Source organism: Thermoanaerobacter siderophilus SR4, assembly GCF_000262445.1.
Lineage (GTDB): Bacteria > Bacillota > Thermoanaerobacteria > Thermoanaerobacterales > Thermoanaerobacteraceae > Thermoanaerobacter > Thermoanaerobacter ethanolicus.
Map to the genome: position 1 here is coordinate 932,331 of NZ_CM001486.1, position 13,100 is coordinate 945,430.

Annotated in this window: 18 protein-coding genes; all 18 read right to left on the reverse strand. The window is 35.5% G+C overall.

Annotated elements, in window-relative coordinates; translation table 11 throughout:
• Positions 1 to 65: 65 nt before the first annotated feature.
• Positions 66 to 1,085, reverse strand: coding sequence for a stalk domain-containing protein (locus THESIDRAFT1_RS04465; protein WP_006569649.1), 1,020 nt, complete (start codon positions 1,083 to 1,085; stop codon positions 66 to 68).
• Between the two features lie 84 nt (positions 1,086 to 1,169).
• Positions 1,170 to 1,763 carry an ImmA/IrrE family metallo-endopeptidase gene (locus THESIDRAFT1_RS04470; RefSeq protein ID WP_244262753.1) on the reverse strand — a complete coding sequence of 198 codons (594 nt, stop codon included), beginning with the start codon at positions 1,761 to 1,763 and terminating at the stop codon, positions 1,170 to 1,172.
• 17 nt (positions 1,764 to 1,780) lie between these two features.
• Positions 1,781 to 1,912: a hypothetical protein gene (locus tag THESIDRAFT1_RS14545; RefSeq protein ID WP_279625021.1), complete on the reverse strand. Its 132-nt coding sequence runs from the start codon at positions 1,910 to 1,912 to the stop codon at positions 1,781 to 1,783.
• Entirely contained in the window at positions 1,899 to 2,252 is a 354-nt protein-coding gene (locus THESIDRAFT1_RS04475; protein ID WP_006569651.1) for a helix-turn-helix domain-containing protein, read from the reverse strand. Before THESIDRAFT1_RS04475 ends, THESIDRAFT1_RS14545 begins: the two co-directional genes overlap by 14 nt.
• An 86-nt stretch (positions 2,253 to 2,338) precedes the next feature.
• Positions 2,339 to 2,917 carry a type II toxin-antitoxin system MqsA family antitoxin gene (locus tag THESIDRAFT1_RS04480; protein WP_006569652.1) on the reverse strand — a complete coding sequence of 193 codons (579 nt, stop codon included), beginning with the start codon at positions 2,915 to 2,917 and terminating at the stop codon, positions 2,339 to 2,341.
• Positions 2,918 to 2,930: 13 nt separating this feature from the next.
• On the reverse strand, positions 2,931 to 3,284 hold the full coding sequence (locus THESIDRAFT1_RS04485) for a type II toxin-antitoxin system MqsR family toxin (RefSeq protein WP_006569653.1): 354 nt from the start codon (positions 3,282 to 3,284) through the stop codon (positions 2,931 to 2,933).
• Between the two features lie 85 nt (positions 3,285 to 3,369).
• Positions 3,370 to 3,558, reverse strand: coding sequence for a hypothetical protein (locus THESIDRAFT1_RS04490; protein WP_244262793.1), 189 nt, complete (start codon positions 3,556 to 3,558; stop codon positions 3,370 to 3,372).
• A gap of 439 nt (positions 3,559 to 3,997) precedes the next feature.
• Positions 3,998 to 4,969, reverse strand: a complete 972-nt coding sequence (locus THESIDRAFT1_RS04495) for a copper amine oxidase N-terminal domain-containing protein (protein ID WP_039929163.1) — start codon at positions 4,967 to 4,969, stop codon at positions 3,998 to 4,000.
• A gap of 257 nt (positions 4,970 to 5,226) precedes the next feature.
• Positions 5,227 to 5,547 (reverse strand): hypothetical protein, encoded by a 321-nt coding sequence (locus THESIDRAFT1_RS04500; protein WP_006569657.1) that lies wholly within the window; start codon positions 5,545 to 5,547, stop codon positions 5,227 to 5,229.
• 73 nt (positions 5,548 to 5,620) lie between these two features.
• Positions 5,621 to 5,998 carry an ASCH domain-containing protein gene (locus THESIDRAFT1_RS04505; protein WP_006569658.1) on the reverse strand — a complete coding sequence of 126 codons (378 nt, stop codon included), beginning with the start codon at positions 5,996 to 5,998 and terminating at the stop codon, positions 5,621 to 5,623.
• On the reverse strand, positions 5,967 to 7,046 hold the full coding sequence (locus THESIDRAFT1_RS04510; protein ID WP_244262754.1) for a hypothetical protein: 1,080 nt from the start codon (positions 7,044 to 7,046) through the stop codon (positions 5,967 to 5,969). The genes THESIDRAFT1_RS04505 and THESIDRAFT1_RS04510 overlap by 32 nt, the downstream gene beginning before the upstream one ends.
• 136 nt (positions 7,047 to 7,182) lie before the next feature.
• Positions 7,183 to 8,274 (reverse strand): hypothetical protein, encoded by a 1,092-nt coding sequence (locus THESIDRAFT1_RS04515; protein ID WP_006569660.1) that lies wholly within the window; start codon positions 8,272 to 8,274, stop codon positions 7,183 to 7,185.
• Positions 8,275 to 8,290: 16 nt separating this feature from the next.
• A complete protein-coding gene (locus THESIDRAFT1_RS04520) occupies positions 8,291 to 9,217 on the reverse strand; it encodes a M23 family metallopeptidase (RefSeq protein ID WP_006569661.1) in 927 nt (308 codons plus the stop codon).
• Entirely contained in the window at positions 9,217 to 11,010 is a 1,794-nt protein-coding gene (locus THESIDRAFT1_RS04525; RefSeq protein ID WP_006569662.1) for a VirB4 family type IV secretion system protein, read from the reverse strand. Before THESIDRAFT1_RS04525 ends, THESIDRAFT1_RS04520 begins: the two co-directional genes overlap by 1 nt.
• A gap of 14 nt (positions 11,011 to 11,024) precedes the next feature.
• Positions 11,025 to 11,651 carry a TraC-like domain-containing protein gene (locus THESIDRAFT1_RS04530; protein ID WP_006569663.1) on the reverse strand — a complete coding sequence of 209 codons (627 nt, stop codon included), beginning with the start codon at positions 11,649 to 11,651 and terminating at the stop codon, positions 11,025 to 11,027.
• Entirely contained in the window at positions 11,648 to 11,947 is a 300-nt protein-coding gene (locus THESIDRAFT1_RS04535) for a PrgI family mobile element protein (RefSeq protein WP_006569664.1), read from the reverse strand. The genes THESIDRAFT1_RS04530 and THESIDRAFT1_RS04535 overlap by 4 nt, the downstream gene beginning before the upstream one ends.
• 5 nt (positions 11,948 to 11,952) lie before the next feature.
• Entirely contained in the window at positions 11,953 to 12,810 is an 858-nt protein-coding gene (locus tag THESIDRAFT1_RS04540; RefSeq protein WP_006569665.1) for a conjugal transfer protein TrbL family protein, read from the reverse strand.
• Between the two features lie 40 nt (positions 12,811 to 12,850).
• Positions 12,851 to 13,093 carry a hypothetical protein gene (locus THESIDRAFT1_RS04545; RefSeq protein WP_006569666.1) on the reverse strand — a complete coding sequence of 81 codons (243 nt, stop codon included), beginning with the start codon at positions 13,091 to 13,093 and terminating at the stop codon, positions 12,851 to 12,853.
• Positions 13,094 to 13,100: the final 7 nt, after the last annotated feature.

Here is a 13,100-nt window from a genome sequence, read left to right on the forward strand (position 1 = left end):
AACACCATCTCCTTTAAGTAATTTTTAGAAAAAGAAAAGAAGCTTCAGACTTAACTGAAGCCTCTTCATATCCTTGGTGGTGTAGTGTATTTTGCCCTCCAAATCATTATTGTGCCGTCATTCAAGTATTCTACTGCATGGTCTAAATTTTCAGCAACAAACCTTAAAGGAAGCATTGTGTATCCATTTTTCACATATACTTTTCTTGGCATTTTAACTGCTTTGCCGTCTACTACTGCTGTATCAGACCCTATTTTTAGTACCACAGTTTTACCTTTATCTTTTATAGTTATCTGCTGAGTTTTAGCGTTATAATCAACAACTGCTCCTAATTCTTCCATAACACCACGTAGGGGTATCATCGCAACACCATTGTCTGATATGACTCTTGTAGGTAATTTTCCCTTGTTTTCTTTCAATTCATATCTTACGGTAATATTGTCTTTACCTATCCATACATCTACACCATCCCAATTATAAATGCATTCCATAGTATATCCATTCCATTTGGGGTCAATCAAATACTTATTATATGCAGGGTCCTTTAAACCTTCCCATCTGCTGTATAAAGCTTGTAATATTACATCTTTATAAGGTGTTTTCTGCCAATCTACACCATTCACTGTAATTAGTCCCACAGTAAATTGTTTCCAAAGCGCTACTTTAAATGTATCTGGGTGATTATATCTTACTGTTCCTATATAATCATTTGCTAAGTACCCATCCAAATATCCTATTTTTGTTGTTAAATCATATAAACACACATCGCTAAATCCTTGCTCCTTATAAATTTTTACGAGTTCTTCTAAAGGTTTATCATAATAAAGAGACCCTGCTACAACAATTAACCTATCTGTATTCTTAAGCTTATCACTGTAAGCTATTTCTTTTTCTTTTCCGGGCATAATGTAGTACCAACCTAATTTATCATGGCCTTTCTCATCAGGTGATACTGCTTTTATCCATCCTTTATCTATCCACTCTTGATAGGGAAGCTCTTCTTCTTGACCTCCAGTTTGCGCAAACGCAGGAATGGATAAAAAGATTAGTAAGACAGCAATTATCGCTGAAATTATCTTTTTCATAATGAAAACTCCTTTCTATTTAAATTTTTTAAATAACTTTCATTAAAGGAAGAGATGCAGTCAGTATCGAACACTACAGGATACCTAACAATCTTCATACTCCTGCACCTCTTCCCCAAACAATACATTCTCAAACCCTGCTTCAATTAAAAGTTCCTCATATTTCCCCTCAGAAATAATACCTTCCTCCAAAAGTACTCTTGCTTTTTCCACATAATCTGACACAATTATATCTTTTTCAGTAGGTAAATAGAGAGAAATATCATACCCATACTTTACTGCCTCATTGATTATTCCCTTTTTAAAACGTAATATATCATCATCATCTAAAACCCCAATTTGCTGCAGCCTAATGAGCATTACAGAGTGGCTGACTCCAAACAAAGCCTCTAAATAGAGCAGGTCAGGAAAATCCGGTTTTCTCTTGGATGAACCCATTCTTTTAAACAACTCCAGCTCCAGCGTTTCAGCAGGCATCAAAAAATTTGCAGCAAAATAATCTGCTTTCTTTTCGCTCGGCGACTTCTGCTCAAAAATGCCGGCTACACACACACTTCCTGTCTGACCTTCTTCAAATAAAATGTGGTATAACTCATGGGCAGCAGTAAAATTTTGATGTCCTTTTGTTTTTGATGAATTTATCAACACAAAATTGACATTTCCCTTTCTTAAAAACATTCCTGAAATGTTGCTCTTTAAAGGCTTTTTAGCATATGAAATATTTTTTCTTTAAAAATCTTAAATACATCAATAGATCCATCTCCAAGTCCCATTTCCCCTCTAATCTTACGAGCATCCCTTTTTCCTTCAATCTCAAGCGTTAACACGACTATCCCTCTTTTCCAGCAGCTTCTCCATCTGATACAAATTATTTACAAAATTTTTAGCCCACCCTATAACTTCTATATCCTCCTCCGTTAATCCATCAGTTCTGAAAGCTAGGGTAACCTCCGGCTCTTCAGTATTTTTTATAAAATACTCTATTGAATACCCATAAAAGGATGCAAGCTTTTCAAGTGTAGCAATATCTATTTCTCTCCTGCCGTTCTCATAATATGAGAGCAGTTCCCTTTTAATCCCTGTAGCCTTTTCCACTTCAGCCTGAGTATAACCGTTCCTTTCCCGTACTTCTTTTAACTTTTCTCCAATTGCTCTATATACTGACATCCTGTTTCCCTCTTTTTGTTACACTTATATATTTATTCTATTATCATTGTAATATATTTGTTATAAAATATCCATCTATTTTTGTTTTATATAATCCTTCTTAATATATCGTTAACAAATTTATCAATACTTTTTTCCTCCTTTTCGGCTCTTTCTTCTAGTACTTTATAAAGCTCTTCCGGAATCATTATCATTTTTGTTCTTTCACTCATTTCTTCTAATTTCCGCAGAAGTCTTGCTTTTTCTCTCTGGCTTAAAACATCTTCATTTTTCTCAAGGAGCTTCTCCATATTTTTTGGATCCTTCAAAAGCATTATCATATTGCTCAAAGACTTTTCAGGTAGAGCTCCGGTTTCGTACCTTGCAATAGAAGCTTCGCCTATACCTAAAAGCTTGGCAAAGGCTCTCTGACTTAACCCATAACTTTCTCTAATGTTTTTTATCTCATCAGGTGAGAGTATGCCGTGCTTTTTTCGATATATATCATAGACCCTCTGTATATTCTCTTCTTCCAGCTCCTCATCAAACAGCTCCTCACCACAAATACTACATATCCTTATCCTTGCTAAAGCTTTTATTTCATCCCCTCTGATGTTTGATACTTCTTCTTTTTCAATCACTTCTGTTTCTTGTTCTTTACCACAGACTGGACAGAATTTCTTCACACTCTACACCTCCTCACTTATACGGATAAACTAACGGCTGTTCTGCTTTGTGGAAAGAAAGACATACTAAACATTGCTTTTCTCCTCTTTTTTCGATTTTAAGCTTTATGTAAAAGTCTGTTCCTTCAATACCATATCCAAACTCCCATACAAAACCTTCCCTGTTGCTTCCCAAATCTTCACTGGGACCTCTGTAATAATTTTTGCAGGTTAAATCCATAATAATCCCTTTAACATGCTTAATTGTTAGGCCAGCTTCTTTAATTGAATCCATATTTTTCTTTCGAGGAACAAAATCAAAAGCACCTGCTTTCATTAAATTTTTAGCAACATTGAGGAATTTTTCAATTTCCTCAATTTGAGTCATAGCATATACTCCTTTCACTTAGTATTTTATCACATTCCAAATAATTTTGCAATCATTTGATAGTATTTTTTATAAAATTCTTTAATTATTTTTCATCTTCAAACCAATAATCCACTTTATCTTTCATAAAATCGTAAAAAACCAGCATACTTTTACCTTCTCTGTCCTTTACAAAAACACCTCCCGGCATAAGGTCGCATTTCTCTAATATAAACTTGTCAAGTTCCAATTGCTCTCTCAAAAACTCCATAACCCTTTCTCTCATCTCTTTCATACTCACTTAAGAGCACCTCCCTAAAAAATTCAATATCAAATTTTGTTTGCCCCCGGCAGTTAAAACGAAACAGCCTGCGAGCCGAAGGTCAAGGGGTCGGGGAGGGATACCGGACCGAGCGTAAGCGAGGGAGGATATGCTCACCGACCCGGCAAGGCTTGCCCCTTGACCGATAGGCGAGCAGGCGTATAATTGCTCCTGCGGGAGCAAATAAAAAAAGCACGTCTGCGAAAGCAGAGGTGCTCTCCTAACCGGATTTTTGATTTGAGCGAAGCGAAAATGAAAAATCCGTACCGATTTAAAATTTTGAAATCTTATTATTGATGTTAACCATATATTCCTGTAAATCTAATTGCGCTATAAAATTATCTAAGGCAGTGGAAAAAAGAAACACCACTGCCATTAAAATTAAAAGTGTTTTTTTCACTAATACCACTCCTTAATTGCCTGTAATATTAACTGTACCCCAACCAGCTCTTTGCCCTGGATCTGGTATCCATTCAACTTTATAACCAAGTCCTTCAGAAACAAATCTCAAAGGTACAAAAGTCCTATCAAGCTTAAGTTCTGGAGCTGTATCTAATGTATATGGTTTCCCATTGATGTATGCTGTTTTATTACCTATTTTAAGCTTAATTGTTGTGTCTCCTTTTATTACAGTAACACTGTAGTCTTTATCATTCCAGATAACTTGATTTTCAGGAAGTCCAAAACCAAGTTCAAACAAGGCTCTATAAGGTATCATCATTCTCCCATTCTTTATATATGGCATTGCACCGTACTGCTCATAGTGTATTTGTTTCCCATTAACGTTTATAGTATAGAAAATGGATGGCCACTCAAAAGCAGTTCCATCAATAAATCTGCTTGCAAGATATTCTCTTTCGCTTTGAGGAAGAAAATTAGCAAAATACCAGTATTGTGTACTTTTTATAGGTGTACCATTAATTTTGTCTATACTTAAAACACTTGCATCTGTATATAAACCTTCTAAATAGCCAAGCGTTTGTATATCATCAGATACATATTTATTGCTAAGCATATCTTCAGTAACCTGTCCAACATTTTTTTTAGTATATGTGACAGTGCCTATTTTGTGAGGGACATAGGGAATATAGTATTTTTGTCGAGATGGTGGATCATTGTCCCAGTTCGGTTCATATGTTACTTCACATAAAAGATAATTACCCTTTTCGTCAGCCCCTTTTTCCAAAACTTTATAAGTCGTTTTACTATTATTCCCTGAATAAATAACTGTCAGTTTATCTCCTACATCTTTCAAATAATCAAAAATATTAAACACCTGCCCTGGTTTAATTGTAATTGTTGTATCTTTCGCAAAAGCACTTATTTGCAGTAAAGAAAAAATCAAAACAACTGTAATAACAAAGTAAATAAGCTTTTTAAACATACACATCACATCTCCTTTTCATTATTTTTAAAGTTTTTCCCATTTAATTTGTGATATAAATTCATTTATGAAAATATCTGCCTGTTTATTACGAGTCTTATAATCGCTGTTATTTAAAATTAGTTGTATTTTTTTATACAGAATCCCGCCTATATTTTTATAGTGACTAGAAGGTAGCTCAGCATAATAACTCACAAAATCATCAAAACATATATCTTTATCAACAGCACAACTTTTAACTTCCTCTAAAGACTCTTCTAACGTAAGTTTTTTTTATGGTTGAATTCAATAGGATTAAAATCTTTTATTGTATAATCAAATTCATCTTTATCTGGAAGTAACAAATCTTTACTAATTTCTATTCTAAAAATAATTAAATAAGGATCATCGTCGTACAATACAGAAGTTTTATTTCCGTAATATAAAGCAAGAGCAAAATCGGGCGTTAAATAAATAAGATTTGGAGTTGTAGGCATGGGATGCTTAGAATTATAAACCTTTGGAGCATCTATTCTTATTTTTCTTTCTCTGATAATATTTTTTCCCCTTATAGAAGAAGTTCCATGAAAGAGTATCAAAAAACACAACTCCTTTCTACATTCTTACTTAATTCTGTAAAATGCCTTAATAAAATTTATTGTGTAGAATTTTTTAAGACTCAATATACACAAAAGATTGCGGAACAAAGCTTATTCCCAAATCAGTTAGTTTGATTGGTTTAAGATATTTTTTTACGTTTCCAAGCCGATAGGCAACAGCCTTTTCTTTATTTTTGTAATAGTCATCAAAAAGTTTTTTATCAATACCTGCATAATCTTTGGTTTTTTCCCATACTGCGGAAGGAGTATCTTCAATAACATCTAGTATTTCCGCTTCTCCAACAACTTTCATAACTGGTGCAGTACAATAAATTAATATTTTATTTACATCTTTTCTAGCAAACTTTATTTTTCTGTATTCAAAGCGTTTGGTACCCTTAAAAATACTTTCTACATATTCAGGTCTTATTGATAATAATATTTGAGACATCCTTACCACCCATTTCTAATATTGATATAAACTGTTCTCGTGAAAGTACAATATTATATGGATAATCATTGAACAGACCTTTTTCATTTAATTCTTTAAAAGTTATATTTTCCCCTTTTCCAAAAAAACCGTTATAAACCATTTCTATTAAAACTATATTTTTCTTCTCATAAAAAAACTGTTCCAATTCCTCAGGAGAATAAACAGTTTTATTTCCTGCTAGTTTTATAAATTTATCTAAATCAATGTTAGGAATGTTATCGCTTTTAATAATGGTCAAATTAGTTAAAGTGCAAAAAGAAGTAGCAGCAGACTTATACTGTTTATTTTTTTCTGCCTTTGTATCAATCCTATAGATTATAACAGGTTCACCCACTTTATGGTGTAAATTTGAAGTAGGGAATCCTATAAATACTTTCGTAATTCCATTCGCTGCAGCTTTTTCCTCTACTTCTTGTTTAGTATTATAGAGTTCAGAATACGGAAAAAGTGTATCATGGTAATAATCATAAATAGGTATATATCCGGCTTTTTCAAAATACGGATTTAAAAACGGAAACGCCTTAAAAGGGTCACTGTAATTTATCTTTTTCTTGCTCTTTAAATAGATATTTTCTCCTCTCTTATTTTTACCCATATATGTAAAACCAAATTTTTCAATTAATTCAATCAATAGAGTATGTTTAGGAAATACTGTTAAGTATATCTCTTCTGCTTCAGATTCCTGCCATCTCCAAAGCGCTACACCTACAGCACCTTCTCCAAGCCTTTGTCCTTGGATTCTCTCATCTAACTTAAGAGTTCCTATTTTTATTCTCTTTTTGCTGGGTAAAATCTGATCAATAAGTTCAATAGGCTCTTTTTCTTCTTTCAAATAAAGAAACGCACAAAGGCCTTTTTCGTCCTCACATACAAGAGCACTTTCTCCATTTTTACTTTTCTTCATAAACCACTGAGGGAATTCTGGATAATCTTGCTTGAGAGAATTAAAAAAAGGATCATTAATATCGCAGTTTTCAAACTTAGTCCATTTAAACTTCCCTCCCATACAATAACCCCCTAATACTTCTCTATAAATGTTAAAACCTAACCACTTTCTAGTATATATTTCTACATAAAGCAAAGAAATCCTTTATTATTTTTCAAAAATTTTGCTTTTAAATTAAAGAACAATACACTTTAATTTAAAAAACCCCAAACAAAATTCTCTTTTTTCTTCTGCTTGGCAGTACAGGAGCAAGCAGTTTTGAAAAAACAGAATCATTTTCTTTAGCAAAAGGATTTGAGCAGTAGGGTAAAGCTGTTCCTTTAATTTTTGCATAAAAAGAAATTTCTTCTGCATCGTTTTGCGAAGCTAAAGGAAAAATAACACTAAATTCAGAATCAATCCTGTCAATAACCTCATGCCACCGCCATTTTGCAGCTGAAGCCACGACAAAAGCTATATCAGCTCTATACATTTCTCTTTTCCTTGCTGAATCCAAAACTCCAAGGTCTCTAACAACATATTCATACTGCCCCGCCTTAATTTTTTTAAGAAGCATGTCGTAATTCCAATTATCGTTATTTTCACTTTCATTTAGTGGGAAAATATCTATTCCATAAACCGCATAAGAACCTTCTGCTTTTCCTTCTTTTGATTTTAAGACACTGCATAAAAAAGAAAATACAGGCCTCTGGCTGTCTTCTATAACTGCTGTAGAATGTCCTAAACGGGCAAGAAATGAAGAAATAGAGAGAGCTGTATGAGTACATCCTATACCGTGAGCAGTACCGGCTATTGCTATAGTGACAATACCAGCCGGCCTTTCTTCTATAATAACCCTTTCCTTTGCCTGTATAGAAGCATTCAAAAACTGACCCGTATGCCATCTTGCAGCTTGAGCATATGTGGCTGGAGGCGAAAGTAAAATATTTTTAATTATTTCACTCCAATTGGATTCTTTTTCTCCTGCTGCTATATCATATATGCCCAAGCCAACTATGGAAGAAATTATTTCATCACCCGGTTTCCTCTCAGGTGCAATTACAATTATTCTGGTATTAGGTCTTGCGATTCTGAAACCTTGAAGAGCAGAAATAATTTCTTTCCCATAGAAAATATCAAGATCTACAATAAGTACCTCTGCAGAAACCCGAGAAGCAGAATAAAATATTTCTTTAACACTCTCAGAATCTAATTTACCATTATGTTCAAAAACAATATCTCCTGCATCAGCTAAAGCTTTTTTTATCTGCTCTGCCATCTGCTTTGTAGCAATAAGTGAAACAAGCAAGTCCAAACCTCCTTTCTTACTTAAAAAAGTCAAATGGATTTACAGCCTTTCCTCCAACTCTCACCTCAAAATGCAAATGAGGGCCTGTGCTCTTTCCTGTAGAGCCTACATATCCAATCACATCACCGGCTTTTACAATTTGTCTCTGCTTAACTGTAATTGATGATAAATGAGCATATCTTGTCTCTAAATTGTTGTTGTGCCATATAAAAACAACTAAGCCGTAACCGTCATTCCATCCTGCATAGACTACTTCTCCATCCAAAGCAGCTGTGACCGGTGTTCTTGCTGGTGCACCTATATCCACACCAGAGTGAAATCCTTCTACTCCGTATACCGGGTCAATTCGAGGTCCAAAGTGAGAGGTTATAGTGTAAACTCCCGATACTGGCCATTTAAGAGTTTTCTCAACAGGAGACCAGTTTTCTGGCACAGCATAGTCCAGTAAAGCTGAAAAATCGATACTTAAAAATTCTTTTACCTTTTCCTTTTCTTCTCTAGAAAAATGTAAAATATTTAAAACTTCATCAAGACTTCTAAGCCTATATATAGGATAAATTTTAACTTCATCACCCTCTTTTACTTTTACCTCACCTACTTTTTCTAAAAACAGCTTTGCAAGCTCTTCAACTTCCTGAGGATTTGCTTCACTAAAATCCTGTTTGAACCTTACAGCATCTATAGCAACAAGCTGCCTCCAGTCAATTTCTACACCCTCACTGTAGGGATTTTTAGTACTTTCACTCACTTTTTTAGCAATACTAATATACATTTGAATCTGCTCATAGCTGACAAGAGGTATTTTCTCAACAGCAGTAATAGGTCCCGCAAAAGCGAGGGTGAGAAATACAATTGGGACTAAAATAAAAAGAAGAGCGAACTTAATAACACTCTCCAAATCATCTGGCAAGAAAGCCAGAAGCACTTTTCCCAAAACGTTCATCAGTTTCCGCCTCCAGTTAAATACTGCATTTCATAAGGTGCTGCCTCAATCTTTATGTGAATTCTCTGTGTACCTGCAACAAGAAGACCTTCTCCTCTTTTTGCATTTGCGAGAAGGTCATGCTCTGCTTCAGAAAGGTTCATAAGGGCCGTTATTGCTTCTAAGTCTTTTTCTCCCTGTGCTAAAAGGAGCTTATATGTTGGATTATCCAGTAAAGCTTGGCCGTACCTCTGCACTTCAGGAGCAAGGAAATCTATAACGTTCTGGCTTATGACAATTAAGCTTCCGTTGTACTTCCTTATCCTCTTTGATGTGTCTCTCAAAAATGCAATTGCCTGAGGCGTTTGAGGGTCAACAAGCATCCATGCTTCATCCACAACCAAAACAGTTCTCTCTCTTCTATCCCTTTCAAGTATGTTCCATGCAAAAGAGAGCACATTAAAATATTGTGCTCTTTTAACTTGGTCTTCAGCATTCTGCAAATCATGAACGTCAAAGACAATAAAATCAGAATCAGCCTCTATGGCAGTTGGACCTGCCCAAAGGTATGAGTCTACTCCTTCTGCCGCTCTTTTTAAAAGTACTGAAAGCCTTCCATAGGCTTCGGGATTTTCTTCTGCTTTTTTAACAAGGTATTTATATAATTCCCTCACAGTTGGCCACTTTTCATTTGGAATATCTTTCGGGTCTGTATCCCATGTAATTCCCGCTTCCTTATACACTTCCACTAATGCATCCTCTAAAGCTGCCTTTTCTGTGTCTGTGAGATCTCGGAGATACAGACTAAAAAATGTCCTTAATGTTTGGACATGTAAGGCTAACGGACTTTGAAAGGTTGTGTTCTGCTTTTTTTCATCTTCCTCTTCATCAATCGGTCTCAATCTCACCTGCAGTGGATTTATCTTTCCTTCTCCACCTGTGCAGTTAATCCACACTCCTCCAAGCTTATTACACATATCTTTGTACTCTCTTTCAGGGTCTATGATTATGACTCTGCTTCCCTGCATGTACTCTCTTAAAAGGAGCATTTTAGCAGTGAAGCTTTTTCCTGCGCCGGGCTTTGCAAGAATAGTCCAGTTAGAATTTGTCCTGTCTCCTCCTCTTTTCCATATATCAACCAGTACTAATCCTCCGTCTCTGTCTTTTCCCAAAACAACACCACTTCCATCGTTTATACCTGAAGCAGTAAATGGAAAAGAAGCTGCAACAGTTTCAGCGGGCATATTCCTTGCTCCTGCTTCTTTCACCTCGTCAGGCAGAGTGCAGAAGGGTCCTGCAGCTTTTAAGCCTTCTTCCTGACGGAATATAAGGACTCTTCCTCTCATACCTGAAGCTGCTAGAGCTGCTTCAACCTGACGTGTTTTTCTATCAAGCTCCTGCTGATTAGGGGCAAGGACCATTAAGACGACTGTAACATAAAACACCTGCTGCTGCTCTTGATCTATTTTTCTCATAAGCTCTTCTGCATCTTTTAAAGCCTGCTCTGTCCTCTGCATTGTGAGGGCATTTCCTCCCATCTCAAGCCTTCCTGCATATTCACCAATAGCCTTATTTAAACTCATGATTAAATTTGTAGGGTCAGTAGGCTCAATGTGAACTGAACACACCACACCCGGCATTCCTGCAATTCTTGAAAGCCATGCAGCACTAACTTTAGGAGGATAGCCTGCTATAACTAAAACTCTTGCAAGCTGATCGTTGAATACAATCTGCCTTGCATTAAACTCAAGAGCCTGAGGCGAAATCATATCTATTAAGCCTGTAAGTACACTTGTATTCTCTTTTTTCTTCACATCTTTCACCTCACTTAAGAATACATAGGTGGTAAGTAGGGTCCTGAAAATAAAGGCGCTCTTTCAAATGCTGCCTGTGATGGATGGCTGAAGCTGAAAAGAAGGTCTATTATGTCCTGATCTGCTGCTATTTCCACCTTTAACCCTGACTTTTCAAGATTGTTGGCAAGCTCATGGGCTTTTGCTTTTAATTCGTCTTTTTCTTTACTTGAGAGCATAATAAAAAAGCGTCTTTCTATTGCCTCACCGCTTGTGACAATAGAAGCGACATATTTCAGGTACTCCTGAAGAAGTCTCTTTTTAATTACGCTTGTTTCCTCCCTTGATTTTGTCTGAAGAAAATTAATATAAGGGTCAAGGTCTACTGGTCTTCCCATAGAAAATATCTGCATAGAATCCTTAAAGCCGTTTAAAGCTTCATAAACTGTCTGTATTATTCTCTTCTTTTCATTTTCGCTTTTTAAGCCGATGTTCAAAGGCATAACTTTTAGAACACATACATATCTTCCGTCTTTGAGTAAAATCATATCTTCTGCAACATCTTTTACAGGAAGCCACTCCTGAACAGCCTTTCTTTTCTGCTCTTCTATTTTTGCTTTATCTTTTTTTACAGCTTTTTCTTTTTTAAAAATTCCAATCAATCTCTGCAACCTCCCTGCACATAAAGGTATCTTTTTTGCTTTTTAGTCCAATTTAGATAGTATTTGATTAAACTAAATACGCTGTTTCCATCTGGACCGGGAACAACTGCAAAGTAAGAAAGCCCTGTTAAAATAAGTACTATCAAATACCTTATGATAGACTTCGTAAAAATTGATAATATTAAATAAACAAATAGACCTATTGAAAGTCCAATAAGTACAAAAAAGAGCTCTTTCCATCCAAAGCCCGGAAAAAACTCAAACTTTGCAGAAATATTTTTGGGCACTTGATACAAAAACATCACCCTCTCATAATCATTTTTCTCATTAAATACATGCTTCCTGCAGATTGTGCTGTCTGCCCAACTGCACTCCCAACGCCGGTATGATATGCAAACTGCCTCAAAACAGACGGGGTCTTAAAAGCTACCCACAGCCAGCCTATAAGCATTAATTTACTCAAAATCTCACTCGTAAAATACATATTTGCAATTGTAGATAAAAATCCTCTAATCATAAATGTCTGTACCGCTTGAGATAGTGACAATACAACAAGCTCTCTCCACCATACAGACCACACACCTTCATCTGGCCGTGTAAGTCCCACTGCCATAATTGGACCTGAAACAGCTATAAAAGCAATTTCAACAGCTCTTATTGCAGTTTGAATTAAAATTAAAATCCATATCACTATTACTGCTAAAAGAATTAGCAGTAAAGCAGTTGACATTTGCGAAATGCCTGAAACTATATTTGAAACAGGATTTTCAAGATTGACAGCAGGTAAAGCAGCTACTTCTTTTGCTAAATCTGCACCAAAAGTATATACCTTTGTAACCAACCACGGCGAAGTTGAAACCATTGCAGCAGCAAAAGCAGTTCTTTTGACAAGTTCTAAGGGCTGTGCTGAGGAATCTCCTGAATTATATAGAATATATGTCTTTAGTGCCTCAGCCGCAACCTTTAAAGCAAGTAATGTTCCTGCTATTATCTGAGCTAATTTAATCCCATTTGTAATGTATGGAGTATTGAGTATTTTAAGAGCAACTGCCATTTCATCTCCAAAAAATGAAGTAAACATGCTTACTAAACTTTCAAGCAAATTCTGAAAAAAGTTTGTAACTGCATCTGAAATCATGTTTGTGATAGCACTAAACAAAAAAATCACCTCCAAAGAGGACGGATTTCAAACCGTCCTCTTATTTAAAATAAGCTAAAACAACTTTAACAAGTGATGCTGCACTCATTCCTATTGCTCCAGCAATTAAAACATTTCTAATAGCTCTGTTATGAGCTGCTGTTACAGAAGGATCTCCATCTCCCATTTGTTTCATCAAAGCATGATATCCTATAGCTGCACCAGAAGCAGCAGGAATGAGATATAAAATCCATGTAAGAGCATCATTTAAAAGTTGAAAAGCACCTGTAACTAATGTTGGCATAAAATCT